The organism is Allobosea sp. Root483D1 (assembly GCF_001429505.1).
GTDB lineage: Bacteria > Pseudomonadota > Alphaproteobacteria > Rhizobiales > Beijerinckiaceae > Allobosea.
The window spans coordinates 1-25,408 of record NZ_LMJW01000015.1 but is presented as its reverse complement, the minus strand read 5'-3'; the positions used below and the strand labels follow the sequence as shown (position 1 = coordinate 25,408).

The following is a 25,408-nucleotide window of genomic DNA, read 5'->3' as shown; positions in this document are numbered from 1 at the left end:
CCGGTTCAGGCCGACTGCAAGGGACTAGCCCCCGCGCCGGTGGCCATACCATGCGCCTCTTGATAGAGGGACGGCAAGACCAGGGAAGGTGTCGCTTGCGTCGGTGCCAGGCGGCTGCGATCCAGCATATTGGCGAATGTCTCGATATAGTCCGTCGCCATGCGAGACGCCGTGAAGCGCATCTCGAAGCAATCGCGCACGGCGCCTCGGTCCAGCCGATAAACCTGTCCAACGGCTTCGACCGCTTCGTCTAGCGACGATACGATCATGCCGGAAATGCCGTGATCGATCACTTCGGGAACGGAGCCCGCGCCCCAGGCGATCACCGGGGTTCCGCATGCCATTGCCTCGATCATGACAAGCCCGAATGGCTCCGGCCAGTCAATCGGGAACAGAAGAGCCGAAGCTCCAGACAGGAAATCGCCCTTCCTTGCATCGTCGATCTCGCCGATGAAGTCGACGAGGGGATGATCGAGCAGAGGCTGGATCGTGCAGACGAAATAATCGCGGTCGGCTGGGTCTACTTTGGCCGCGATCTTCAGCGGTACCCCGCTACGCTTTGCGATCTCGATCGCTCGGTCCGGGCGCTTCTCAGGCGAGATCCGGCCGAGGAATGCCAAATAGCCGCCCGGCTGCTCTGTGAATCGGTAGAGCTTCTCGGGGAGACCGTGATGAATGGTCGAGAGCCAGTTGACCGCGGGCAGCGGGCGCCGCTGATCGTCCGAAATTGAAACAAGCGGCATTTCGGGGAAGGCGCGGAAGACCGGATGGAAGTCGGGTAGGTCGAGGCGCCCGTGCAGCGTCGTTACGCATTTCGGCAGCAAGTCCTTGAACAGCGCAAACTGGAGGAGGTCGACATGGAAATGGATGATGTCAAACTCCTCTGCCCGACGCCGGACCTCGTCCAGCATGACGAGTGTGCTCGCCGTGTGGTCGCGGATACCAGCAAGCCGCAGCGCCTCCGGCACGGCTGAAACAAGCTTTGCGCTGCTGCGCGAGTCGCCGCTTGCAAATAGCGTGACGTCCTGACCTTGATGGACGAGCTCTTCGGCGAGCCAGGACACCACTCTCTCGGTGCCGCCATAGAGCCTCGGGGGAACCGCCTCCGCCAACGGGGCCACCTGAGCGATGCGCATCTCGCTGAATTCCTTCTGGATTTCGAGACTGCTTTCCCCCGCCTGAACCCGACAACGCGGATGCCCTGCTCGGGGTTCATCGATTACCATGTGGCGATTTGGCATCAGCCGGAGTTGGCTCGCGCAGTCCCGGCGTCAGCGACAAAGCAGCAGCGCACAAAGCCGCCATCACGAAGAACGCTGCGCCCCCCCAGCGGGCGTAGAGCGCGCCGGCCGCTAAGGTCAGGAATGCCGTCGTCGTAGCAGCGGCAAGCGCATAGATGGCCTGTCCCGTGGCTGCCAGTTGCGGTGGTACAACCTGGGTGAGCAACCGCATGCATGCGAGATGCAAAAGGGCGAAGGTGAAACCGTGCAGCGGCTGCACGATCGCAAGCGCAAGCGGCGCGGCACTCAGCGCCATGACGACCCAGCGCAGAATGCCGGCGCCGGCAGCGATCGCAGCAGCGGCAGCCGGGCCTACACGCGCCATCAGCGTTGGACCGATTAGGAAGAAGACGATCACTTCGCCCGCCACTGAGAGCGACCAAAGGAGACTGGCCATTCCCGGACCGATGCCCGCAGCATTCCAGCGGATAACAGCGAAGGCGTCGTGCACAGCATGGCTGCCGAGGATAAGCGCGGCAACCAGAAGCAACCGGCGAAACAACGCTATGCGAAGGAGCGGTGCGAAGCCCGCGAGCGGGGAAGCGGCGGGCTCGGCTCTCTCTTCGTGGGAGGATGCGCTCCGGATCAAGTGATAGGCGACTGCGGCGGAGGCGACCAGCAGGCCTGCATGCACCAGCACGATCGAAGACAGTCCCACCAAGCTCACGATCTGACCAGCAATGAGTGTGCCGGCGATGAAGGCCGCTGACCCTGCGCCACGCACCCACCCGTATTCGAAGCGCCGTCCGGTGGCGTTTCCTGCTCCGCTCGCTTCGCGTAGCGCCAACGCGTCCGCCAGCGTAGTCACTGGTGCCAACGATGCTGCCTGACACAGGCTGACCACAAACAGTAACCAGAAGCTCTCGGCCGGCAATAGGCCAAGAGCAAAGAGCCCTGACATAACGATGCAGATTGCGAGGACCGCTCGTCGCGCCCCGAGCCGATCGGCTACACGGCCAGCAAACGGACCCGAGACGAGGCGTACAGCAGTCCCAAGCGCAAGCAATACGCCAAGCTCTTCAGGTCCCAACCCGCGCGTTTCGAAGAAGCGCGGCCAGAATGGCGACGCCACTCCAAACGCTCCATACATCAGCACATAAAGCAGGATGAAGTGAGAGAGCGGATTTCGATCGAGGCGATCCTGGGTCACCACGGTGAACTCGCGATCGTAACGCCCTTACGGCGTTGAGGACGAGCTATCCCTGCTCGCTGCAAGAACCCCGAACCGGTCGAGGCAGTTCCGAAGGCAATCGCCCGATGTCGGTTAGAAGGGCCCCGTGCTCGGCAGGCTGACCGCAGTTCCGTAGCCTAGCATTGTTACTGCCCCCTGACTTTTTCAATCGAACTCGCGGAACAAGCCGAATAAGCGAACGTTGTTGAGGCGGCTGGGATATAATTTTTCGGAGATTATTTAATGCGCAAAATGTTCGTCGCTCTTGCCATTGCCACATCCTTTACCGGAGCGACCTCTCTGCATGCGCAGACAGCTACGACTTCTACGCGCGAAGTCTATGTCAAAGCGCTACCGACCGACGTGCTCAGCAGCAATCTGATCGGCCTCAACGTCCACAATAATGCCAAGGAGACTGTTGGCGAGATCAAGGATCTGGTCGTTTCCGGCGGCAACCTCTCGGGCCTGATCCTGTCGGTGGGCGGCTTCCTGGGCATTGGAGAGCGCTACGTCGTGGTTACGCCATCGGCCGTGAACGTCGTCTATTCCGAGAACGACAAGAAGTGGACGGCCACGATGGACACGACGAAGGATGCCCTGAAGGCGGCGCCCGAATTCAAATACGAGGGCCGCTGGAGCAAGTGAGCTCCGCCCGCACTTCGGCAAACTGCAACCACAGGAGGTCCGCCATGGACTGGAACCGTGTCGAAGGAAATTGGAAGCAGCTCAAGGGCAAGGTCAAGGAGCAGTGGGGCAAGCTGACCGATGACGATCTCGACGTCATTGCCGGCAAGCGAGACCAGCTCGAAGGCAAGATCCAGGAGCGCTATGGTATCGAGAAGGACAAGGTGAAAGCCGACGTCGACACTTGGTACAATCGCCAGACTTGGTGAGCATCATCGGTTGGGCCAGCAGGCTGCCCAGCTATGGCTCAGACGATGGCCCGTCGCTCTCACTGGGCGGCGGGCCTTCCCGTTCCACTGGCCCGTCAACGCCAATCCGAGGTTCTAATGGCAAATTCTAACGATCCCGACATTCGTGCCGCGACCGTGCGAGCTAAGGCGCAAAGCGAGATGCACGGAACCGAGTCAATCCCACCGCTTCAGGCCGATCGTCACTCCAGTCTGGATCCAGCTGTGGAAACCCCAGTGGAAGCCCGTCAGGGCTTTTTAGGGATGCCTGTGCTCGCCGTGCTCATTGGCGGGCTATTGCTTGCAGGGATCGCGTGGTTCGCTGTCCATTACGCCGTGCAGTAGCAAAAAGGGCGTCCATTGAAACAGATCCACTCGGCCTCCCTGTCCCGTACTCCTCGCCGTACAAAAACGAGCGACATCACACCTTCCCCGCTGATATTCGCCGCCATGGACGCAGCGACCCGGGTGCGGCGGGCTCAACGCGCAACTGTGGCGCGAAGACATGCATGATCTCGCCTAATGCTCATATCAAAGCCGAATAACCTCACTGAAAGTAGCGTTAAGCATCTCGCCGCAGCTGCCTGACAATTTCCCTGAGCACATCTTCCTTGCGACTCGAATTGGCCTTCAGCTCCGGTCCACCGTGCCGCCATATATTCGAATTCGAAGCGGGCCACGCGAAAGCCCGAGCCGGCCAGCGCCTTCGCGGCCCAGATCGATCGAGAGGCTGGTCGCGAGTCCGGCCTCGACTGGCGCATCTCGTCCGCCACGGCGCTGGACGTGACCTACTCCGCCGCCATCGGCGAACGCGCCAGAGACCACGCCCTCAAGGGCAGGGTCGAAATGAGATTCTGAAGGGAAGAAGCAGGCGAGCTTTCCATCTATGTCGAGCCTCCGCCATTGCGCTCCGACTGAGCCATTTTGTCCTTTCGATCTGAAGCCGGTCGACACTGTCGTCCGAGGCATTATCGCGGAACGTGAGCTAGATCCCGAAAGGGCATTCGATGCTTGGACAACAATGTTCGAGCTTGCCGGGCCCGTTGAACATCACGCAGCATCGGACACTGCCCGCCATTCCAAGGCCCTCCGGACTCTGGTCAGCTTACGAGTTGGCTGAGCGGCCATAATCGAGATCGACGACTTGGGCCTACGCGCCCCAGCCGCTCAAGGCCGTGGCCCGAAAACAGCGGTTAGTACGCGATTGATGTGGACTAGGGACATTCCTGTGGCGTCGGCGAGGTGTTCTTGCGTCATGGGCAGGTAGAATCCTTCGGACTTTCCAAGACCTGCAACCTCGAGTCGGCGGCCGAATTCACAAAGCAGGTGAGCGACCCGCGCCAAGCCATCGCGCTTGCCAACGCTGACGACCCATTCGCGGTATATCGACCCACATCGCCATTCCGACCGCCAGCTCATATCATGATCACGGATGCCGCTTTCGACACTCTCAAGATCACTGCAACAGAGAGTGCGCGGCACAGTTCTGGATGTCCTATACGCCGACCCGACAGTACCCTCTCTTCGCGAATGTCTGCTGTGCTTGAGGGATTCTGAGTAGCAGCTTCAAGATCCGCTTCGCGGGCCTTTTGCGCCCCTCCACGTCCAATGATCTGGCGGGCACCTCGTAAAAGGCGCCCGCCAGTCGCGCCTCAAGCCCTGATGAAGGCGTGTACGTCGGCATTGAAGCGGTCGGCGTCGACTTGAGCCAGGCCGTGGCTGCCACCTTCGTAGATCTTCAGCTCGGCGCTCTTGACGATCTTGGCTGCCTTGTGAGCGGAAGCGGCGATCGGGACGATCTGGTCGTCCGAGCCGTGGATGATCAGCGTGGGCTTGTCGATCGCCTTCAGGTCGGCGGTGTAGTCGACCTCGGAGAATTCGCGGATGCAGTCGTACTGGCCCTTGATACCGCCAGCGAGCCCCTGCAGACGGAAGCTCTCGCGGAAGCCGTCATTGACCTGGGCTCCCTGACGGTTGAAGCCGTAGAAGGGTGTCGTCAGGTCGTAATAGAACTGCGAGCGGTTGCTTCTCACATTGGTGCGGATGGCGTCGAAGGCCTCGATCGGGGTGCCTTCGGGATTGTCAGCCGTCTTCAGCATCAGCGGCGGCACCGCGCCGACCAGGACCACCTTCGCCACGCGCTTGGTGCCATGGCGGCCGATATAGCGGGCGACTTCGCCGCCGCCGGTCGAGTGGCCGATCAGGACGGCATTCTTCAAGTCCAGCTTTTCGATCACTTCGGCCAGGTCGTCGGCATACTGGTCCATGTTGTTGCCGTTCCAGGGCTGATCAGAGCGACCATGGCCGCGGCGGTCATGAGCGATCACCCGAAAACCCTGCAGGCCGAAATAGAGAAGCTGGGCGTCCCAGGCGTCCGATGACAACGGCCAGCCATGGGCGAAGACGATGGGCTGGCCGTCTCGCGGACCCCAGTCCTTGAAGAAGATGTTGGTGCCGTCCTTGGTCTTGACCGTGCTCATGATGAGATCTCCTTTTTCGTTGAGTGCGGCGGGTGCCGCGTTGGGGTTGCTGGAGGTGAAGAGGGAGGCTGTGAGACCGCTTCCGAGAGCCAGTGCATCGCGGCGGGTAATGTCGACGGTGATCGGAGGCATGGTCCTTCTCCTGGTTGGGAAGATACTCGCTCGGGGCACGCCAAGGTGCTGGCCGGCGTGCCCGGTCCATCGCCGTCATGCCGTCGGCGGATTGCGATACAGGGGTTCGGCGCCGATTCAGGCGGCCCGGGCCGATGCCAGAGCGGTAATGAGAGCCTGTGCCGCTTCGGCCGACGATGCCGGGTTCTGGCCGGTGATGAGCCGGCCGTCGATCACCGTGTTCATCCCCCAGTCCTTGACCTTCGAGAAGACCGCGCCGAGGCGGACGAGCTCATCCTCCACCAGGAACGGCACGACCTTCGTGAGGCCCATGGCTTCTTCCTCGCTGTTGGTGAAGCCGGTGACTTGCCGGCCCTGAACGAACGGCGTGCCGTCGGGGTTCCTGACGCGACGCAGGACGCCTGGTGCATGGCAGACAAGGGCGATCGTCTTGCCGGCGGCGATGAAGGACTCAATCAAACCGATGGATGCCTGGTCCTCGGCGAGATCCCACATCGGGCCGTGGCCACCGGGGTAGAAGACCGTGTCGAAATCCTCCTGGGCGACGCTGTCCAGACGGACCGTTGCGGCGAGCTGGGCCTTGGCGGCCTCGTCCGCGCTGAAGCGCCGTGTCGCCTCGGTCTGGAAGGCCGGCTCGTCGCTCTTGGGGTCGAGCGGCGGCTGGCCGCCCTTCGGCGAGGCGAGGGTGATGTCGGCGCCAGCGTCCTTGAACACGTAATACGGCGCGGCCAATTCCTCGAGCCAGAATCCGGTCTTCTTGCCGGTGTCGCCGAGCGTGTCGTGTGAGGTGAGCACCATGAGGATTTTCATCGCCTGATCCTTTCGAGCAGAGTCGCGGGCTAGCCGCTTTTTGGAGCATGAAGTTGGACGAAGCGGCGCTGGCCGTTTCGATGAAGGGATCATCGCATCGGACTACATATTAGAAAAATTTATTTCTTTGATTTTAGATATAGATGTCAGATTATATCTGGATGAAGTACGATCTCAACCTTCTCCCCGTCTTCCTGGCTCTGATGGAGGAGCAGAGCGTCACGCGGGCTGCGGCGCGGCTGGGCATTACCCAGCCGGCGCTGTCCAATTCGTTGAACCGTCTTCGCGACACGCTGCGCGACCCGCTCTTCATCCGGGAAAGATACGGCATAAAGCCCACGCAACTGGCGGAGGAGATCACGCCGGTGATTCAAGCGGCGCTCGCGCAGTTGGATGATCTTGTCGTGAACCAGCAGGAGTTCCAGCCGGAAGGGGCCGAGCGCCTGTTCACTCTCGCGCCCAACAGCTATGTCGAGCTCGTATTGATGCCGGCGCTGGTTGTGCGGCTGCGCAAGCAGGCCCCCGGGATCAAGCTGCGCATGACGCCGTTCGGCAATGATCTGGCCGAGACCGGCGTCATCTCGGGCACGACGGCCATGGTGCTGGGGCGCATCGTCGATCCACCCGACAATCTCGTCGTTCAGCACATCATGGACGATGGGCTCGCCTGCATGGTGCGCGCGGACCACCCGGAGGTGACCGACGGCATTTCCCGAAAGCAGTATGAGCGCCTGAAACATGTCAACGTGCTCCCGCCCGGGCGATTGCGAGCAGGGCTCTTTCAGGCGTTGGAACAGCGAGGCATTCGGCGCGAGGTGGTCGTCTCGGTGACGCATTTTCTGGCGGTGCCCGAAATGATAGCCGTTACCGACTACTGCGCGACCTTGCCCACGCTGATCTGCCGTGCCCTCGCACGGGATCCGCGCTTCAAGGTGATACCGGCGCCCGTCGATCTCGGTAGGTTTCCGGTGGAGATGGCATGGCATGTGCGCTACCGCCATGACCCGGCGCACCAGTGGCTGAGGTCGCTGATCATCGAAACGGCGAAAGAACTTTCGGAAGACCGGTAAGTCGCTTTATTCGATCGGCGAAGGAGCACCCGGCATCCCATCGATATCGTCTCAAATATGCCGGGCGAACTTGATGATGGCGTCGTTGAGCCGATCCGGGCGCTCCTGTGGGAGCCAGTGCCCGCTGCCGGGGATGATGATCTTCTCAGTGAGGCGAGGGACAAGCGCCGGCATGGCATCGATGATGTCGTGCATTCCAGGCATACTGAGGCCTGGATCACGCTCGCCAACGACGAAAAGGGCCGGGATCTCTACCTTCGCGCCGGCGAGGGACGCTTGTAGCTGCCAGTTGCGATCCAGATTGCGATAGTAGTTCAATCCCCCGCGAAAACCGGAGGTGGTGAAGGCGCCCGTGTAGGCATCGAGATCGGCAGCCGTGAGCCAGTCTGGCATTTGCCCCGGATCAGGCAGTGCTGAAAGCAGTCCATCCCTGCGAGATACCATGCCGAAGGGATTTGGCGTTTGGTCGCCGGCTTGCCGCGCCCCGGCGTTTCCGGAAGCTGCGAAGAGGATTTTGCGAAGCGTCTGGGGAATGTCCCGCTCCAGTTCGGCCTCGGCCACGCCGGGGTCCTGGAAATAGAGCGTATAGAGTTGCGCGTCGTCGGTCTGTGGGAAGATGCGGGTCGGCGGCACAGGGGGCTGTCCCATCATCGGCACGCCGATCGCGACCACGCCACGGAAACGGTCCGGCCGCATCTGTGCCGCCTGCCAGGCAACCGTCGCTCCCCAGTCATTGCCGACAATGATGGCTGTCTGGGCCTCAAGCGCGTCCAGCAGCGCGATCATATCGCCGACGAGGTGGATCACGGTGTACGCATCGATCGCCGAGGGAGATTCCGTCAGGCCGTATCCGCGCATATCGGGCGCGACCGCGCGAAATCCTGCGGCGGCAAGGGTGCGTATCTGGTGCCGCCAGGCATGGGCAGTTTCCGGAAAGCCGTGGCACAAGAGCATGAGCGGCCCATCTCCCTGCTCGACGATGTTCGTTCGAAGGGTCCGCGTTTCGACAATCCGGGTGCACATCTTCGTTCTCTCGGTTGCCGACATTGTGTCCCGCGCATCAATTCATATTGCGGACATCGGACATGTCGCCGTCCGCACGCCAGCTGATATACGTGTCGCGCTTCGATATCGTTATTCCGTAATTTTATAAGTTACAGAAACGCGCGGCGTCAAGGATGCGTAACAATAATTGTTACGATTTACGGAGATCCGGATGAAACGGGACAGCCGCCTGGCACGGATGCTCCATGTGCTCATTCACATGGGATTATTGGGCGGACGAGAGACATCGGAAACCATCGCCAAGATGTTGAACACCAATCCCGTCGTCGTGCGTCGGACGATGGGAGCCCTGAAGCGCAAGGGCATCGTGAATTCAGAGGGCGGTCGCGGAGGGGGCTGGATCCTGCTGCAGCCCCTGGATGAATTGACTGTGCTCGACGTGCAGAAGGCGTTGGATGAAGGGCCGCTTCTATCCGCTGGCGTGTCGGAGGATCACCCCTCCTGCCCGGTCGAGCGCGCCACGAATGCCGCTCTGCTTGAGGCGTTCGGCCGCGCAGAGCTCACCTTACATGAGGAGCTGGCGAGGCTTAAGCTCTCGACCATTGCCGAGCGGGCAATCTCTGCGGCGTGATCCGGAATTCCGACTGGCCGGGCGGACGCAGGCCGGGATGTAGCTGCGGCCTGCACGGCTCACCATTCTAGTAGGAAACAAGAACGCAACTGGTCGAGATCAGCTACGGGGATGCGATCTGGTCCCGCTCTACAACGATCCGAGCTATCGCGCAGCGTTGATGCAGCTCGGGTCTCCGTAATTGAAGTCTCGGGCATCGGGTGGGGCTCGGACGACGCCAAATTCTCCGATGCTCGAAAAGTGCGTGCAATGTGCGTAGATTGAGCGGGCGCTCTTTTGGCAGGAGATACCCATGCCCGCACTCGCGCTTCCCGAGGTGTTGGAGTCTGTCCATCGGCCCGGGACCTCTGATCTCTCGGCACCAGGCGTTGCCGATTTGTTTGGTCTACAGCTCCAGGATCTCGCCGCGATCGCGTCAGTTCACCGCAACACGATCCGGACGCACCCGAATACGCCCAAGTTGCAGGCGGCTCTCCGTGACTTGATGCGGGTCCTGTCAGCCATGTCTGTCGTAGAGCCCAATCAGGACCGTGCGCTCTTTCTCATCAAGAACGCTCCGATCCCAACCTTCCGACATAAGACCATCTTGCAGTTGGTCACGGAAGGACGAACCGACGATGCGATCGACTATCTCGAGTCTGTAAGCTCGGGGTTTGTCGGTTGATCCTCAAGGATTTTCCGGCAGGCACCTTGGTCTACCGTGCTCACACACCAGAATGGGCCACTCGACCAACAAGCGGTGCAGGCGCAGCTCTCAAGGGTGGCCGCTTCAATCGAGAGAGGGTCGAAGCGCTCTATCTGGCGCTCGACGAGGTGACGGCGTTGCGGGAGTACCAACAGACGTCTCCCTTCCTGCCGCCGTGCACGATATGCTCCTATACGTTGGAAAATCTCGTCGATCTCCGACGCTGATCCGCGCTCAGCCTCGAGCTCAAGCTGGCACGCTGCAGCGGGTGGTCAGACCCGGATGACCGCGACGCTCTGGAATCAGCGCAGAAGCCCTTTCTTGGCGAACTCCTCCCAACCTTCCAACTCCGGCTCAGTTTCCTGGTTCGAGGTCCTGGCAACGTTTGTTGGTCTAGCTTGCCGCTTGCCAGCTCGCGTCAGGGCCGCTTTGCCAGCAGCTCGGCGGCGGTTCTCGGCCAGCGCTTCAACGTCCTCTTCTCGCCAGACCTCGGTCAAACCACCATCGAGAATGTGTTCGATGTGATCGGGCTCGAAGACGTGAAAGGTGACTGCCTTGGCGCGCCCCCGCAGCTTGACCGTGCGCGTACCTGCGCTCTTCAGGCGGCCATCATTCATCCACTTATGTCGCTCGCGAGAGGAGATCGAAAGGATGTCCTCTGCTTCGCTTGGGAGCACAGGCAAGTCAGTGATGCTGAGAAGCGCCTGAGCGATCGTGGCGGAAGCAGCTTCAAAGTCTTCACTATACGCGTCGGGCATACGCAAGATGGCACTCCCGGCTTCGACCGTGAGAAACTTTTTCGTCGGCCAAGGCAGCCGGCGCCTGAGTTCGCGCTCGATCCCCTTCGCCCGCACAGCCGATCCAAGCGTGGTGATCGATGGGAGCGGCCATTCACTGACCAATTTACCCGAGGTGCTCAAGGCTTTGGGCTCTGTTGCATGAAGCTAACTGGAGGCTGGAAAATGAGTTCCGGCCAGATCGGCCGTTTCAGTCTGCGCGTCCTAGGTGTCCGCATTGAGGATCTCGCTTAAAAAAGCACGATTGACTCTCGGCACTTGAAGGAGAACATAAAGAGAACATTTCGCAGCAAACAGCAGGTCCTTCAAGTTGCGGCCAGAGCCGATTTTTCAGTCCTTGCGCGACCAAATCGTGAGACTCGAGGGGCGTAGTGCGCGAGGAAGAAAAGTTCTGCCTTTTGGCATCGCTGCGGTAGATGGCCGTCTGCCAGGAGGCGGATTGGCTGTCGGCGCTCTCCATGAGGTTGCTGGTGGCGGAAATGGTGCGATCGATGGGGCGGCGGCCGCACTGTTCAGCGCAGGTGTTGCAGCCCGCAGTGCCGGGAAGGTTCTCTGGTGCCTGAGCCGCGCCGATCTTTTTGCACCTGCATTGGCTCAAGCCGGACTCGTTCCCGACCGGGTGATCTATGTCGAAGCGGGCGACGATAAAACCGTCCTCGCCTGCATGGAGGAAGGCCTCCGCCATGGTGGTCTTGGCTCCGTCATTGGAGAAGTCGCCCGTCTTTCGATGACAGCGTCACGGCGGTTGCAGCTCGCTGCCGAAGGAACCGGCGCCATTGGAATTGCCCTGCGGCGATGGCGACGGGAAGTCGATGCCTCTGACTTCGGACAGCCGACCGCAGCCATGACGCGGTGGCGAGTGTCGGTGCTCCCATCCACCGCCCTGCCTGTAGCTGGTGTCGGACGGCATCGCTGGCTGGTGGAGCTTATCAGAGCCCGAGCGGGCGAAAGTGCGGATTTTGAGGTGGAGGCATGCGATGACACGGGTCGTCTCGGTCTTCCTGCCGAACTGGTCGATAGATCGATTTCGGCGGGCAGTTGGCGACGCGGCGCCTCCGCCTGAGGTTCCGCTCGTCCTTATCGCTCGCGATGCAAGCAGGAGGTTGGTGCAAGCGGCTAATGCTGGTGCCCGCGCCGCAGGGCTTCGTGTCGGCATGCCGGCCACGAAAGCGCAGGCGATCATACCGGGCCTTGTGCTGGAAGAGGCCGATTTTGCGGCCGACGCTCAGGAACTGGAGCGGCTGGCGATCTGGCTGCATCAGCGTGTGGCTCCGATCGTGGCGCCCGATCCGCCGCATGGCATCGTCATCGACACGACAGGCGCCGATCACCTTCACGGCGGCGAAGCGGATATGCTCGAGGCGATCGTCGGTCGCCTCGCCTTGTCGGGCGTGGAGGCCAGGGCGGCGATCGCCGACACTTGGGGCGCTGCCCATGCTCTTGCGCGTTTTGTCGCGCACCCGACGGTCGTGGTTCCCCCCGGTCATGGAACTGTGCCGATAGCCTCACTTCCTTTGGAATGCCTTCGCATTCCTGCGCAGATCTCGGCTGATCTGCGGGTCCTGGGCTTTGAGACAGCAGGGGATCTGATTTCCCAGCCGCGATCTGCACTAATCCTGCGGTTTGGGCCCGAGATCGCCCGCCGGCTAGCGCAGGCCCTCGGCGAACTCGGCGAACCAATCGTCGCGGTCAAGCCACAGGATTTGATCGAGGCTCGCCGCGCCTTTGCCGAACCGATCGGCGCGCCAGAGACCATTACCCGCAACATCGCCAAGCTCGCCGCACAGCTTTGCGATCGCCTCGAACAACGTGGTCTCGGCGCTCGCCGGCTTGATCTCATCTGCCACCGCGTCGACCGCGGCCTTCAGACGATCCGGGTCGGGCTCGCCAGACCAGTCTGCGATGTGAGGCGATTGACGCGGCTGCTCTGTGAGAAGGTCGATACGATTGAGCCTGGCTTCGGGATCGAGATCATGACGCTCGCTGCAACACTGGCAGAGCCGCTCGAACGGAAGCAGACGACCAGCTCACTTGTCGAGGAAATCGGCCCCGACGTCTCCGATCTTATCGATATCCTGGCCAACAGGGTTGGAGAAAGAGCCGTCTACAGATTGGCCCCGGTTGCCAGCGATGTGCCAGAGCGATCGGTGCGTCGGGTTGCGGCGCTTGCAGAGGACGCGGGAGCCACATGGCCGGGGCACTGGCCTCGTCCGACGCGATTGCTGCCGCGTCCCGAGCCGGTGGAGACGATGGCCCTGCTGCCGGATCACCCGCCAGCCTGGTTCAGTTGGCGCGGCGTCCGCCGGCGTGTCCGACGAGCGGACGGACCGGAGCGCGTGTTCGGCGAATGGTGGAAACGGGAAGCAGAAATGGTTGCCGTCCGCGACTACTTCCGGGTCGAGGATGACGCTGGCGAGCGCTATTGGCTCTACCGAGCCGGCGACGGTGAAGACGTCGCGACGGGTTCGCATCGCTGGTTCCTGCACGGGGTGTTCGGATGAGCGCCCGTTATGCAGAGCTCCAGGTCACCAGCCATTTCAGCTTCCTGCGCGGCGCCTCTTCGGCTGAAGAGCTATTTGCACAGGGCGCCCTGCTCGGCATCGAGGCCCTGGCGGTAGCGGACCGCAACTCGCTCGCCGGCATCGTCCGCGCCCATGAGGTGGCCAAGGCCACCGGCGTCAGGCTGATCGTCGGCTGCCGCCTCGATCTGGCCGACGGGATGTCGCTCCTGGTGTATCCCACCGACCGGTCAGCCTATTCTCGGCTCTGCAGGCTGCTCTCCATCGGCAAGAAGCGGGGCGGCAAAGGCCGCTGCCATCTCGATTGGTCAGATGTCATCGCGCACGGCGATGGCCTTGTTGCCATCTTGGTGCCGGACCTGGCCGACGAGGACTGCGCGTTTCGCCTGCGTCGGCTCCGGGAAGGATTTGGCGACCGCGCCTATGTTGCCCTGTCGCTGCGGCGCCGACCGAACGATCACCTCCGTCTCCACGAGCTGTCGAACCTCGCAAACAAAATGCGTGTGCCGACAGTCGTAACGAACGACGTGCTCTTCCACGAACCGGCGCGGCGCATCCTGCAGGACGTCGTCACCTGTATTCGACACAACGTCACAATCGACGCGCTGGGCGATCGGCGCGAGCGCCATGCCGATCGATACTTGAAACCGCCCGAGGAGATGCACCGGCTGTTTGCTCGCTATCCCGAAGCCCTGGCTCGGACGCTCCAGATCGCCAATCATTGCCGGTTCTCGCTCGATGAACTTGCTTATCAATACCCGGAGGAGCGCGACGATCCCACGCTGACGCCGCAGCAGACCCTGGAACGGCTGGTCTGGGAGGGTGCGGCGAAACGTTATCCGGAAGGCTTGGAGAAGAGCGTCCAGGCGAGCCTGAATCATGAGTTGTCGCTGATCGAGCGGCTAGGCTACGCACCATACTTCTTGACGGTGAACGCCATCGTCCGCTTCGCTCGCTCGCGCGACATCCTATGCCAGGGCCGTGGCTCGGCCGCGAACTCCGCCGTCTGCTTCGTGCTCGGCATCACGTCGATCGACCCGAGTCGCAACGATCTCCTCTTCGAGCGCTTCGTCTCGGAGGAGCGCAAGGAGCCGCCGGACATCGATGTCGATTTCGAACACGAGCGGCGCGAGATCGTCATGCAGTGGGTGTTCGATACATACGGCCGCAGCCATGCAGCACTCTGCTCGACGGTCATTCGGTATAGGACCAAAGGTGCGTTGCGCGATGTCGGAAAGGCCCTGGGGCTGCCCGAGGACCTTATCAGCACTCTTTCATCGCAGGTCTGGGCCTGGTCGGAGGAAGGCGTCGAGAAGCGGCATGTCGAGGAGCTCAACCTCAACCTGACCGACCGCCGGCTTCGGCTCGCCTTGGATCTCGCCCGCCAGCTCCAAGGCGCTCCGCGGCACCTGTCCCAGCACCCAGGCGGCTTCGTGCTGACGCATGACCGACTCGACGACCTCGTCCCAATCGAGCCGGCAGCGATGGTCGATCGTCAGGTCATTGAATGGGACAAGGACGACATCGATGCACTGCGCTTCATGAAGGTCGATGTCCTCGCCTTGGGCATGCTGACCTGCATGAAGCGGGGCCTCGACTTGCTGGCCGATCACAAGGACATCAAGCTCGACCTGGCTTCGATCCCGGCCGAGGATCCTCGTACCTACGCGATGATCCGTAAGGCTGACACGCTCGGGACTTTCCAGATCGAGAGCCGGGCGCAGATGTCGATGCTCCCGCGCTTGAAGCCGCGCACCTATTACGACCTCGTCGTCCAGGTCGCGATCGTCAGACCGGGCCCGATACAAGGTGACATGGTCCATCCGTACCTGCGGCGCCGGGAGGGACGCGAGCCGGTTCACTATCCCAAACCCGAGCTCGAAAAGGTCCTCGGCAAGACGCTCGGTGTGCCGCTCTTCCAGGAGCAGGCGATGCGGGTGGCTATCGAGTGTGCCGGCTTCACGCCTGGCGAGGCCGACATGCTTCGCAAGAGCATGGCGACCTTCAAATTCACCGGCGGGGTATCCGCCTTCAAGGAAAAGCTCGTCGCGGGTATGGTCGCTAACGGCTACGAGGCCGAGTTCGCCCAGCAGACGTTCCGCCAACTCGAAGGCTTCGGAAGTTATGGCTTTCCCGAGAGCCACGCGGCCTCCTTCGCTCTGATCGCCTATGCCTCTGCTTGGTTGAAGTGTTGGCATCCAGACGTGTTCTGCGCTGCTCTCTTGAACAGCCAGCCCATGGGCTTCTACGCGCCTGCCCAGATCGTACGGGACGCCCGCGACCACGGTGTCGAGGTCCGCCCCATATGCGCAAACGCGTCACGGTGGGACTGCACTTTAGAGCCGACAAACGACGAAGCGCGGTTGGCTGTGCGACTGGGACTGCGCATGGTGAAGGGGCTCTCGAACGCACACGCTGCCGCGATTGTCACGGCCCGCGCTGGCCTCGGGTTTTCTTCGATCGAGGATCTCTGGCGCCGCGCTCGTATACCCGTCGCGGCTCTGACCTACCTTGCCGAGGCTGATGGCTTCCGGCCAAGCCTCGGGCTCGCGCGCCGCGAGGCGATATGGGCCATTCGTGTGCTGAGAGACGAGCCGCTGCCGCTGTTCGCCGCAGTCTCCGATCGACTGGCCGAGGAGACACCAGAGCCGGCGGTCACTCTCAGACCCATGGCGGCCGGCGGGGAAGTGGTCGAAGACTATCGCCATATTGGGCTTACGCTCGGCGATCACCCGGTCTCATTCCTCCGCGGCGATCTGCGCCAAAAGGGTGTTGTCAGCTGTCAGGCCGCTATGGACGCTCGCGACGGTCGTTGGCTTGAAGCCGCCGGTATCGTGTTGGTGCGGCAGCGCCCAGGCTCTGCAAAAGGTGTCATGTTCATCACGCTGGAGGACGAGACGGGCATCGCCAACCTGGTCGTCTGGCCAAAGGTATTCGAACGCTTCCGGCGGACGATCCTTTCGGCCGGGATGATCTCCGTTCGCGGTCGCATACAACGTGAGGGAGAGGTCGTGCATCTCGTCGCGCAACGGCTCACAGATTTCTCCGCGGAGCTTGCTGGTGTGGGACAGCTGCATCGTCCCTTCCCGCTGCCACACGGTCGAGGCGACGAGTTTCATCATGGTTCGCCAACACCGGATCCGCGCGACCTGCCGCCAAAAGGCCTGCGAACCCGGGATATCTACATCCCAGATCTGCACCTCGACACCATCAAGGTGAAGACGCGAGACTTTCGGTGAATGCATCAACGCGCATGCAGCAACGCATCGCTCCTGACTTGCGCCGGCCAGGAGGAGTGCTGATCTTTGGTCCATGCTTAACCAACGCGTGCGAGTGATCGACCTCGAGACCGCCGGTGATGGCCCCCAAGACGTCTGCGAGATTGGATGGCAGGACGTCTCTGTGGATGTCGATGGCCGATGGCAAGTGACCGAGGAGCGCGGCGCGCTCCTGGTGAATCCTGGCAGGCCGATCTCCCCGGACACAATGGCGGTGCATCACATCCGGGATGAGGACGTCATCGGCGCGCCGTTCTGGAAGGAAGTCGCCCCTCCCGTCCTGAAGCCTGCCAGCGGGGTTGTGGCTCTGGCGGCGCATCGTGCCGCATTCGAGCAGCGCTACTGTCGGCCCAGCCTGACTGCAGGGGTCCAGTGGATTTGTACTTGGAAATGCGCCTTGCGGCTTTGGCCGCATCTGCACCGGTTCTCAAACCAGATGCTTCGTTATCAACGCAAGCCCGAGGGGCTCGTCCATGAGATTGGGCTGCCCGCTCACCGCGCGATGCCTGACGCCTATGTTACGGCACATCACCTCCGAGACATGTTAAACCAAGCATCGCTAGACCAACTGATGGCCTGGAGCAGCCAGCCCGCTCTATTGCCGCGCGTGCCGGCCGGCCCGGAACGCGGCAAAGGTTGGGATCAGTTGAATCTCGCTGCGCTGAACGAGTTGGCTACGAACCGTGACGCCGATATCCGCTTCACTGCCCGGGCCGAACTTGGGCGGCGCGAAATTCAACTACCCGCCCCGGTCGAAGTCGCCCAAGCGAAGCTGCTCTGAGGAGTTCGTGAGCAATCGACGGCCTTTCGAGCCTGTGAGTCTCGGGTACGGATTATTGTTGTGCTTCTCAGATGACCGGCACGATCCGATCGCAGCCCTTGCTGGTCAACGCCGCCCCATTGATGACGCCGCCGCCTTGGTCGGAAGCGCTCGGTTGATCAGTTCCGAAGACGTATCGCTAAGCGCGTCCTCTTTCCGGCAGGCGCCTGCCATGAAAAGCAGTCACGGCTTCTGAAAACGGCTTTTGCTGACCCTTTTCATAAATCTTGATATCAAAAATGATCCCAGATGAAATTTTCTATGAAAATCGAAAACGGACGCCTCGATAGCGAAAAGCAGTTCGATTGTAACGGCCCGGCTGGGATAGCAACCGGGTGCCGGCTCTAATGAGAATCCTGGGGCAGTGCAGGCTGAAGATCGCCTCGCCGCCGCGATCCGCTACATCCTCGGACGCGGCGCAGGTGTCGAGTATCGCCAGCATCGCCGAAGCTTGTGTGAATGATGCCCTCGGGACAACGTCGCAACTAACCATGCCCGGGTTACGTCCAGGGCAGTTTCGTACGCCACCGTACCAGGCCGCGATGCCGGGAACGAAGCGAGCCGAACTCAGGTTTTTAAGCGCCCATTCCAAACGGAGCGCAACCATGGCCAGCAATCCCAAAACCCTCGATGACCTCTTCCTCGATACCCTGAAAGACATCTACTACGCCGAAAAGCAGATCCTGAAGGCGCTGCCGAAAATGGCGAAGACGGCGACCTCGCCCGAACTCAAGCAGGCTTTCGAGAAGCATCGCGACGAGACCGAGACGCAGGTCGACCGGCTTGCCGATGTCTTTGAGATGATCGGCAAGGCTCCGCGCGGCAAGACCTGCGATGCCATTCTCGGCATCATTGAAGAAGCCAAGTCGATCATGGAGGAGTTCGAGGGCAGCCCGGTTCTCGACGCGGGCCTGCTCGCCTCGGCACAGGCCGTCGAGCACTACGAAATCTCACGGTACGGCACGCTCAAGGCCTGGGCCCAGCAGCTCGGACTGGACAATGCCGTAAAGCTTCTCGACCAGACCTTGGCGGAGGAAGTGAACACCGACGTGACGCTCTCCAAGCTCGGCGAGAGCAAGGTCAACAAGCAAGCCCAGGCGAAGGCAGCCTGAGAAAGCGCGGCTCCGGTTCCGCCGGAGCCGCCTTTCATCGAGAGGTCATCCCATGACCGACACATCCGACCCGATTTCCAATCTCGGGCGCGCGTCGTTGTTCAGCCGTCTGTCACAGGCAGTGGCCCGCTACGCCGGTAAGCCTGCAACAACCTTCGTCGCGCTTGCAGTGATCCTCGTATGGGCGGCGTCGGGGCCGTTCTTCGGGTTCAACGACACCTGGCAGTTGGTAATCAATACCTCGACGACGATCGTCACCTTCCTGATGGTCTTCATCATCCAGAACAGCCAGAACCGCGATACGGCCGCGATGCAGATCAAGCTCGACGAACTGCTTTTGAAAATCGAGGGCGCCCGTGAGGAGTTGATGGACCTCGAAGAGCTCGACGAGGAGAAGCTCGCGACAATTCGTGATGACTATGAGCAGCGCGCGGCCAAAGCACGCGGCAGAGCAGAGTGCAGCGTTCCGGGGGTCACATGAGCGAGGGCCTTCCGTCGATCAGAGGCCGTCGCGACCGCTCCACCTTGACTGAGCCGCTCGCGACGATCCTGACTTGGCGCTCGCAGTCCGTCGAGACTTTGCCGGGATCCAGCCTGCCGGAACTACAGGCGCTCTCGCAGCAGCTCGTGGCGGAACTCGTTCACGCCAAACAGACAGTGGCCGTCGCCGAATCCTGCAGCGCCGGCGCGCTCGCCAACAGCTTGTCTAAGGCCGAAGGAGCAGGCGAGGTCCTGGCCGGCGGCTTCGTGACCTATATGTCCGCCGCCAAGACACGGATTCTCGGCGTGCCGGCTGCCCTCATCGAAACCCACTCAGCGGTCTCCCGCCCGGTGGCTCGCGCGATGGCAGAAGGCGTGCTTGCGAGAACCGCCGCCGATCTTGCGCTCGCCATCACCGGCGTCACGGGCCCCGTTCCAGACGATCGCGGCAATCCTCGCGGCCGTATCCATATCGCCGCAGTGACCCGGACTGGCGGCGGAATCGAATGCCATTGCGAGTTCGGCGCCTTTCCCCCGGCCGTCCTCCTTGATGCGGCGTTGCGGATTGCCCTGGTGGTCGGCTCAGAAGCTCTGAAGGGCTCGGGGCCGATCCAGGCATCTCTCGCAAAACCTAAGGGATTCGGCCGATGATGGACAGGCTCGCGAACAGCTGGTGGGCGGTCTGACTGTCCTTGATCGGGCAGGCATTCCAAAAGCTCACCCTGTGTCGCGCTAGAACGAGATAGCCGCACCGCTTTTTTCCGCGGCCTTCGCGAGTTCGCGCTCGACGGCGTCGATGCGCCAGACGCACCGCGCGCTGCGCGCATAGCCGATTACGGATCGAGGCGGTAATGCCGGTTCGAAAGCGTAGAACCAAAGCCCGGGTGAACGACGTTGCGGCGTGGGCTGAATTCCTGATGTGGGGCAACTTCTTCTTCGACGAGCTGGCCGCGATTAGCCTGACTAACGCCACGGCCATGCCGCTCGCCGAAAAGGTCTGGCACCCCACATCGACGAGATGCATCACAGCTTCGCGCCGCCTAATCGGCCGTTATGGGCCGAGCGCGAATTGGGCCACCCGGTGAAAAGGAGCCGGTAAGGCCCACTCCGTGATCCTGCAGACGAGTTTTTTCGACTAGTTAGCTCTCACCCACACCCGCCGCAGGCTTATCCTCCGGTGGTACTTTCGGCTTATCCGCCTCGCCGGTGTCCTTTTCGGCGTTGGGGTCGATGGAAACGCCGCTGACCGATTCATTGTCGGGAGTGCCCTGAATGGATCGAACCTTTTGCTGCTCTTCGGGACTCAGCTTGTTTCCCTGTCCATCGCGCATGGTGACCTCCTGTTCCCCCAATGAGGAACGGACGGCCCGAACAGCGGTTCCGGCCGAGGCTCAAAAAGCCGCCCGATAACATCCTGCAACAACAAATAGCCTATTTGTCAGTTGTAAATATCGTATGCGGCGCCGATGCTCCGCATATGTACACAGACGGCGGCCTGTTCACTAAAGATGGCAGCGTTTCAGCGATCCTCTGTAAAGCGGATTGTCTGCCCCATATTAACACGGCGCTTTCGTCACGAGGCTCTTTATTCTTTGCAAATCAGCTCGCCCTTACGATCAACCATACATTCTCCAGCTATGAGGGCCTGATCACTGGCCTTCCGCAGCTTTTTCGCCAGCAGTATGAAAAGCATCGCGATACGATCGAGAAGGCCGGCGCATCATTTGAACTCTGGCTTGCCGGGTGGTCGCCTGAACGAGGACGACCTGAGGCCTGGGCGATTTCGAGTCATGGGCTATGCGCTGTGCGCCACCGGGCCGGACATCGAGGTGTTTCTGGCGGGTTGGTCGGAATCGCGTGAACGGCCTGAAAGCTATGTGGTGACATCGCACTCGGTGAACGGGCCGGCGTGGAGCTGCAGCCGCTCGGTCCTGTTGCCGTCGCTCCGTTCGACGCGGATTAGACGCCGGTTGCACAGTGCTGGAGCCCACCGACGACGTCGTCAGTACAGGCGTCGCTCTGATGGAGGAACAGCGGAAGGTAGCGGCCCACATGCCGGTGTAGGCGCCTCTGTGGCGGGGGTCGGCGGGGTCTGTCAGTTGACGGTGATCAGGCCGCAGTCGATCCAGACGGCCGTCGTCAGAAAGTGGGATGATGTCGCGGGGGAGGTTCTAGGCTTACCAGCCTAGTAACTCGCGGCCCGCGACCTCGGATGTACAGGCGCGGGCCGGTAGTTCCTAATATGGCGAGACGCACTGTCTCCGCGGCCCGTTATTCGGCTGCCAAGTGTTGTCGGACGCTCGGTACGACCGGAAGCGCTGAGAGCACCACGCCACATGGTTGCTCCAAGCGCTCTGGTTCTGCCGAGCAACTGCCGAGGCGGCCATTCCGCCGATTATCATCCCGCCAATGACGCCGGCTGCGACCGCGCCGCTGTTGCTCCGCGAATGCCGATAATAGCGGTGGTGGCGATGATGATGGCGAGGCGGCGCATGCCAATGCCCGCGGTGATGTCCGCGAACGTGTCTATGAGAGCCCGCTCGAGATGGACCGCGTGAGTGCCGAACAGAACTAGACCGATTTCCGGGTCGGGTAAGAGTTCCCCTCGACTGGACGACTGTCACCATTTCGGGAACCGGAGCTGTTGGCATTCCGATTGGCAATGCCCAGGCAGGTGCAGCCATGCTCAAGACGAGAGTGGCGATGATGATACTCTTCACACGAGCCTCCACGGACCGACCCCGCGTCACTTTGATGCCGCTTGGCTTAGGGAGCAACCGTCTTCTCGGGCTGACAGCCCGCCGCATCCCCGGGGGCGCGGGCCGGTAGTTCTTCAAAGACTGCATGTCGTCAGTGCGGCGTTTCTTAATCACCGCGTGCCAGAAGAGGGCATGGAGCTTCCGCCGTCCGCGAATGTGGCATGGGAAGTGATCTTGGCCAAGATCGAGACGGCTCGGCACGGTCGCCGAGTTCCCGTCACGTTGCGCCTGATCGAAGAAGCGGGGCTGCTTTCGGAGGCCTCATCTGGCTCTGGGATTCCTCTAAAACTCACCCGGCTAGCTCATGACAAAGGTTGCGTCGTTTGGGGGCCGTATTGCCCACGGAACAGCGACCCTTATTGCGTTGTCGAAGGACATCGTTAGCGGCCTCGAGACGCTGCCTGCCAGTCCCTTGCGCCAGATGACCGGGCAGTCACGAACCGCCTTCATCATGCCGCTCTCGCCGTAGAGATCGGCGAGATCGGCCTCGGTTTCTTCGACAAGGCGCTTGAGCACCCAATCGGCATCGATTCGGGTCCGTTCCGAGCGTGCCGCCTGCGCCGCTGCGATGGCCTCGACGACCTCAGGCTTCTGCAGCTGCTCGTAGCCGATGTTCTTCGCGGTCCTCTCGCTGTAGCCGGCGCGTATGGCCGCCTGCGTCGCGTTCAGATCGCAAAGGTATTCCTCTACGAAGCGAGCCTGTTTGCCGTCAATGTCATGGATTGCTCGTCCGTCTGAGGGACTGGAAATGAAAAACCCTGCAGGAGTGGGGTGAGTACTTCTTGTGGGCGACGAGGCCAATGGTTCCGTCGTGATAGCCTGGACAGCATGATTCCACTGCATCCGCGCCATAGGGTCTGGCGTATATTGCCAATGCATACGCCTACTGGCCGTAAGCGGGTGGCCGCCGATCCCCCGCGCGCCAATGAGACGCCTATCGATCTTGATACTCACCGCACATTACGATGCGATCTCAAGCTCACCAGTCAGGATATCGCGGAGATCGATTTAGAGCTCGCGGTCGAGGCGGGGCTGTTAAAGGCACCCAAACGTCGCTGATCGGGCGCCGAGCTTGGACAGACACATGATCTCAAGGCGGCTTGGCTGGCATGAGAAAGCCCGCAGGGCGAACCGCGCGGGCTTTGGTGGCGTATTGACGTTAGTGGTGTGAGTCGGGCGGTTCCAACCCGAAATCGGCGATGACCACGAAGCCGGAACTGACTTGCTTGCTTACGCCGCCGACCGCCACTTCCCGTGAGGGTTGCCAAAGCACGCTGACCACAACACCCTCGTCCTCGCTGACTTGGTCCAGGGCTTCTTGCAGCAATTTCGGGTCGTCCTCGACCGAAATCACCCTATATCCGTCATCGCTCATAGCAGGCTCCAATCATGAGCCGGGACCATAGGCCGGGAGCACCGAGCAAGATAGCGGCCGGACCAAAGCCACCAAACGATAAGCGATGAGCCCCACCTACTAAGGCCGGGCTCCACGACTTCAGACCGTGCCCTTGCCTGCTGGATGGGTTCTGCCACCCTTTTGCTCCGGGTCACGTGTGTGATGCTCGTCTCGCTCGCCACCGCCGCCTGAGACCTTCGAGTGACGGCGCTGGTCGTTGTCCGCCGGTGGCTTCTTGATCTCAAGCGGCTCATTCGCATTTTCGTGAGACGCCCCCGGTCCGCCCTGACGGATTGTACCGGGTGATTTTGATGACGTAGACATGATGCCTCCCCCTCAGCGGTCCTGCTGGTAGCCCTGATGGGTGGTGTTGATCTTGGTATTGCCCTGATGGCCCTGCGAGGCTGTGTTGTCCGGCCTCTCGTTCGGTTTGGCCTTGTGATCATCAGTTGCCGGATGGGAAGGCTCGCCAGGGCCCTTGTCGCTTCGATTGGCTCGCGGAATCGGCGGTTGCTTGCTCATGGCATTCCTCCTTCGCTTGCAAGGCAACCGATAGAGAAAGGCGAAGTTCCGAAATTACAAGAAAGCCCGACCTCGAACGGCCGGGCTCCTGTTGCCCTGTCCGTTGGGACATTCGCAGTCGCAGGGCAAAGCTTCGCACAGGACCGCTGGTCAAGCGGCGCGGGGTTTGGGGAGCATCAGCCAACAGGTCGGGCACAAACGGCAGCAAGGGAATTCGCCAAGCAACCGGTGCCGCCGCGCAAAACCTGGAACGACAACGCCCGCGGGCCTTTCGGCTGCGGGCGCAATTCGGAGTGCGCAATTACTGACATATGAGTGCCCCTGCGCAAGCGCTATGCGGGCGGCCCTTTCAGAGAGTCAATCAAAGCCTGGATACGGGTTAGATCCAGCTCTAGGCGCTGCCTCACCCTGCCTGTCACGTCTTCGGCGTTTCGTTTAACAACAACCGAACCCGCGTCGAATTCTCCGAGCTCGGTTTCGAGATCCTGCTTCCACATTTCCAGCACGTCGATCCGTTGGCTCAGCGGCGGCGTGTCGACTCTCGGTGGGCCCTCAAGGTTTTGATCGGGCGAAATCCCCAGCGCCAAGGCGATATCGCCGCCCAGGTCTGGGTACTCTAGCTCGATCTCCTGTCGGGGGATGCCTGCGGCATCGGCATCGAGCAAGAGCTGCTCGCGGAGACTTGCTATCCGCTCAGCCGGTCCTTCTTCATCGTGGAAAACGCCAGGCTGAACCCGTTCGTCGACCCACTCCTCGACAAAGGTAATTGCTCGCACTGACATTGCGTACCTCTCTCGCCCTCTCACGGGCGAACGGAGCGATCCACGCCATTGTTCCATTTCCGCGTCAGTCGCTACTCGTCAGATCGACGCTGAACTCGCGGATGTCAGCTTTACCATACCGGACTTGTCGCCTTCCATCGAAGCATACTTGATCCGTCCCCCCGAGAGGGCCGTAAGCAACGGCAGCAAGGCTTCTTCGGGGAACGAAAGAAAGGCCTCGAAATCGTCCCGGTGCATCAGAATGCTGCCAATGGCAGCTGGAGAATGCCGTGAGCGATCCTTTTCGTTAAGGCCAGGGTTTGGAATCAGTAGAAGGCGGACAGTTTTTGCCTTCACCCCTTTTGGGGCTATCAACCGCCCCCATAAATTCACCGTCTTGTGTTCTCGGTAAGGCTCGTCCGGTTTGAAATTTAGGCCGAACGGGTATGGCCACGACCAGTCTGTGATTTCGATCTCGTAGAACTGTTCCTCGACCCTTAGCTGAATCGCCGGCTTTCTTTTTGGTCCAGTCGGCATCCTGGCCATCACCCACTCCGTCCAACTTCGATGGCCTGGAGGTCACTGGACGCGTCCGGTGCCGGACTTGGCTCGGCAGCCCGAGCTCGGGCTCTAGGAAATCCGGCAAAGTCGAATTGCCCCCCAGAGCTGCGTCGGCGGAGCCGGAAGCTACGGTTGGTCTTCTAATCTGATCTTCTAGGTGCTCTTCTAGGGTCCGGACCCATAAAATGATTGGCGCCGTCGGCTCGGTGTGATTCACGGCTTCCGGGA

29 protein-coding genes are annotated in these 25,408 nt (G+C 61.3%); 14 read left to right on the top strand and 15 right to left on the bottom strand.

The window, feature by feature from the left end; translation table 11 throughout:
- Window positions 1-5: 5 nt before the first annotated feature.
- Together ASE66_RS12720 and ASE66_RS12715 are read right to left on the bottom strand one after the other, a co-directional pair.
- On the bottom strand, window positions 6-1,136 hold the full coding sequence (locus ASE66_RS12720) for a glycosyltransferase family 4 protein (RefSeq protein ID WP_082613395.1): 1,131 nt from the start codon (window positions 1,134-1,136) through the stop codon (window positions 6-8).
- Between the two features lie 76 nt (window positions 1,137-1,212).
- Window positions 1,213-2,433 carry an MFS transporter gene (locus ASE66_RS12715; RefSeq protein ID WP_244494898.1) on the bottom strand — a complete coding sequence of 407 codons (1,221 nt, stop codon included), beginning with the start codon at window positions 2,431-2,433 and terminating at the stop codon, window positions 1,213-1,215.
- A 261-nt stretch (window positions 2,434-2,694) separates the two neighbouring features.
- On the opposite strand from ASE66_RS12715, the gene ASE66_RS12710 reads away from it, so the two are divergent.
- Entirely contained in the window at window positions 2,695-3,096 is a 402-nt protein-coding gene (locus ASE66_RS12710) for a PRC-barrel domain-containing protein (protein ID WP_057190003.1), read from the top strand.
- Window positions 3,097-3,140: 44 nt separating this feature from the next.
- Complete coding sequence (locus tag ASE66_RS12705; RefSeq protein WP_057190002.1) at window positions 3,141-3,344, top strand: CsbD family protein; 204 nt, start codon at window positions 3,141-3,143, stop codon at window positions 3,342-3,344.
- Between the two features lie 1,185 nt (window positions 3,345-4,529).
- Here the strand turns inward: ASE66_RS12705 and ASE66_RS33970 are convergent.
- The 3 genes from ASE66_RS33970 to ASE66_RS12695 all read right to left on the bottom strand — a co-directional run bounded on the left by ASE66_RS33970 (window position 4,530) and on the right by ASE66_RS12695 (window position 6,784).
- Window positions 4,530-4,781, bottom strand: a complete 252-nt coding sequence (locus ASE66_RS33970; RefSeq protein ID WP_082613394.1) for a helix-turn-helix domain-containing protein — start codon at window positions 4,779-4,781, stop codon at window positions 4,530-4,532.
- A 233-nt stretch (window positions 4,782-5,014) separates the two neighbouring features.
- Entirely contained in the window at window positions 5,015-5,842 is an 828-nt protein-coding gene (locus ASE66_RS12700; RefSeq protein ID WP_057190025.1) for an alpha/beta fold hydrolase, read from the bottom strand.
- 249 nt (window positions 5,843-6,091) lie between these two features.
- Complete coding sequence (locus tag ASE66_RS12695; protein WP_057190001.1) at window positions 6,092-6,784, bottom strand: type 1 glutamine amidotransferase domain-containing protein; 693 nt, start codon at window positions 6,782-6,784, stop codon at window positions 6,092-6,094.
- A 161-nt stretch (window positions 6,785-6,945) separates the two neighbouring features.
- Here ASE66_RS12695 and ASE66_RS12690 point away from each other — a divergent pair, with 161 nt between their 5' ends.
- Entirely contained in the window at window positions 6,946-7,854 is a 909-nt protein-coding gene (locus ASE66_RS12690) for a LysR substrate-binding domain-containing protein (RefSeq protein ID WP_057190024.1), read from the top strand.
- Between the two features lie 51 nt (window positions 7,855-7,905).
- Here the strand turns inward: ASE66_RS12690 and ASE66_RS12685 are convergent, their stop codons facing one another.
- The gene (locus ASE66_RS12685) at window positions 7,906-8,877 is read right to left on the bottom strand and encodes an alpha/beta fold hydrolase (RefSeq protein WP_057190000.1); all 972 of its coding nucleotides are present in this window, start codon (window positions 8,875-8,877) and stop codon (window positions 7,906-7,908) included.
- Window positions 8,878-9,070: 193 nt separating this feature from the next.
- On the opposite strand from ASE66_RS12685, the gene ASE66_RS12680 reads away from it, so the two are divergent.
- The 3 genes from ASE66_RS12680 (at window position 9,071) to ASE66_RS31360 (ending at window position 10,402) form a co-directional block, all read left to right on the top strand.
- Entirely contained in the window at window positions 9,071-9,490 is a 420-nt protein-coding gene (locus ASE66_RS12680) for an Rrf2 family transcriptional regulator (protein ID WP_057189999.1), read from the top strand.
- Between the two features lie 292 nt (window positions 9,491-9,782).
- Window positions 9,783-10,154, top strand: a complete 372-nt coding sequence (locus ASE66_RS12675) for a hypothetical protein (protein ID WP_057189998.1) — start codon at window positions 9,783-9,785, stop codon at window positions 10,152-10,154.
- Window positions 10,151-10,402 (top strand): RES family NAD+ phosphorylase, encoded by a 252-nt coding sequence (locus ASE66_RS31360; RefSeq protein WP_200964586.1) that lies wholly within the window; start codon window positions 10,151-10,153, stop codon window positions 10,400-10,402. Before ASE66_RS12675 ends, ASE66_RS31360 begins: the two co-directional genes overlap by 4 nt.
- 75 nt (window positions 10,403-10,477) lie before the next feature.
- Here ASE66_RS31360 and ASE66_RS12670 read toward each other — a convergent pair whose 3' ends face one another.
- Window positions 10,478-11,095, bottom strand: coding sequence for a hypothetical protein (locus ASE66_RS12670; protein ID WP_057189997.1), 618 nt, complete (start codon window positions 11,093-11,095; stop codon window positions 10,478-10,480).
- Between the two features lie 187 nt (window positions 11,096-11,282).
- Here ASE66_RS12670 and ASE66_RS31355 point away from each other — a divergent pair, with 187 nt between their 5' ends.
- The 7 genes from ASE66_RS31355 (at window position 11,283) to ASE66_RS12640 (ending at window position 19,832) form a co-directional block, all read left to right on the top strand.
- Window positions 11,283-12,035: an ImuA family protein gene (locus ASE66_RS31355; RefSeq protein WP_082613393.1), complete on the top strand. Its 753-nt coding sequence runs from the start codon at window positions 11,283-11,285 to the stop codon at window positions 12,033-12,035.
- Window positions 11,950-13,473 carry a Y-family DNA polymerase gene (locus tag ASE66_RS12665; protein WP_057189996.1) on the top strand — a complete coding sequence of 508 codons (1,524 nt, stop codon included), beginning with the start codon at window positions 11,950-11,952 and terminating at the stop codon, window positions 13,471-13,473. Before ASE66_RS31355 ends, ASE66_RS12665 begins: the two co-directional genes overlap by 86 nt.
- Entirely contained in the window at window positions 13,470-16,730 is a 3,261-nt protein-coding gene (locus ASE66_RS12660; protein WP_057189995.1) for an error-prone DNA polymerase, read from the top strand. Before ASE66_RS12665 ends, ASE66_RS12660 begins: the two co-directional genes overlap by 4 nt.
- A 94-nt stretch (window positions 16,731-16,824) precedes the next feature.
- A complete protein-coding gene (locus ASE66_RS12655; RefSeq protein ID WP_244494896.1) occupies window positions 16,825-17,550 on the top strand; it encodes an exonuclease domain-containing protein in 726 nt (241 codons plus the stop codon).
- Window positions 17,551-18,194: 644 nt separating this feature from the next.
- Window positions 18,195-18,701 (top strand): ferritin-like domain-containing protein, encoded by a 507-nt coding sequence (locus ASE66_RS12650; RefSeq protein ID WP_057189993.1) that lies wholly within the window; start codon window positions 18,195-18,197, stop codon window positions 18,699-18,701.
- A gap of 52 nt (window positions 18,702-18,753) precedes the next feature.
- The gene (locus ASE66_RS12645) at window positions 18,754-19,182 is read left to right on the top strand and encodes a low affinity iron permease family protein (RefSeq protein WP_057189992.1); all 429 of its coding nucleotides are present in this window, start codon (window positions 18,754-18,756) and stop codon (window positions 19,180-19,182) included.
- The gene (locus tag ASE66_RS12640) at window positions 19,179-19,832 is read left to right on the top strand and encodes a CinA family protein (RefSeq protein ID WP_057189991.1); all 654 of its coding nucleotides are present in this window, start codon (window positions 19,179-19,181) and stop codon (window positions 19,830-19,832) included. Before ASE66_RS12645 ends, ASE66_RS12640 begins: the two co-directional genes overlap by 4 nt.
- A gap of 488 nt (window positions 19,833-20,320) precedes the next feature.
- On the opposite strand, the gene ASE66_RS12630 is transcribed toward ASE66_RS12640, so the two are convergent.
- Window positions 20,321-20,512, bottom strand: a complete 192-nt coding sequence (locus ASE66_RS12630; protein WP_057189989.1) for a hypothetical protein — start codon at window positions 20,510-20,512, stop codon at window positions 20,321-20,323.
- 146 nt (window positions 20,513-20,658) lie between these two features.
- Here ASE66_RS12630 and ASE66_RS32075 point away from each other — a divergent pair, with 146 nt between their 5' ends.
- Window positions 20,659-21,042: a hypothetical protein gene (locus ASE66_RS32075; RefSeq protein WP_156412132.1), complete on the top strand. Its 384-nt coding sequence runs from the start codon at window positions 20,659-20,661 to the stop codon at window positions 21,040-21,042.
- Window positions 21,043-21,418: 376 nt separating this feature from the next.
- On the opposite strand, the gene ASE66_RS33205 is transcribed toward ASE66_RS32075, so the two are convergent.
- The 7 genes from ASE66_RS33205 to ASE66_RS12605 form a co-directional block, all read right to left on the bottom strand.
- Window positions 21,419-21,568 (bottom strand): BA14K family protein, encoded by a 150-nt coding sequence (locus ASE66_RS33205; protein WP_244494894.1) that lies wholly within the window; start codon window positions 21,566-21,568, stop codon window positions 21,419-21,421.
- Between the two features lie 669 nt (window positions 21,569-22,237).
- On the bottom strand, window positions 22,238-22,792 hold the full coding sequence (locus ASE66_RS12625; protein ID WP_244494893.1) for a terminase small subunit: 555 nt from the start codon (window positions 22,790-22,792) through the stop codon (window positions 22,238-22,240).
- 307 nt (window positions 22,793-23,099) lie between these two features.
- Window positions 23,100-23,315, bottom strand: a complete 216-nt coding sequence (locus ASE66_RS12620; protein WP_057189987.1) for a hypothetical protein — start codon at window positions 23,313-23,315, stop codon at window positions 23,100-23,102.
- A gap of 120 nt (window positions 23,316-23,435) precedes the next feature.
- Complete coding sequence (locus ASE66_RS33200; RefSeq protein WP_082613391.1) at window positions 23,436-23,660, bottom strand: hypothetical protein; 225 nt, start codon at window positions 23,658-23,660, stop codon at window positions 23,436-23,438.
- A gap of 12 nt (window positions 23,661-23,672) precedes the next feature.
- Window positions 23,673-23,858, bottom strand: a complete 186-nt coding sequence (locus ASE66_RS12615; RefSeq protein WP_057189986.1) for a hypothetical protein — start codon at window positions 23,856-23,858, stop codon at window positions 23,673-23,675.
- A 332-nt stretch (window positions 23,859-24,190) separates the two neighbouring features.
- Window positions 24,191-24,640 carry a DUF768 domain-containing protein gene (locus tag ASE66_RS12610; protein ID WP_057189985.1) on the bottom strand — a complete coding sequence of 150 codons (450 nt, stop codon included), beginning with the start codon at window positions 24,638-24,640 and terminating at the stop codon, window positions 24,191-24,193.
- Between the two features lie 78 nt (window positions 24,641-24,718).
- A complete protein-coding gene (locus ASE66_RS12605; RefSeq protein WP_057189984.1) occupies window positions 24,719-25,165 on the bottom strand; it encodes a hypothetical protein in 447 nt (148 codons plus the stop codon).
- Between the last annotated feature and the right edge of the window lie 243 nt (window positions 25,166-25,408).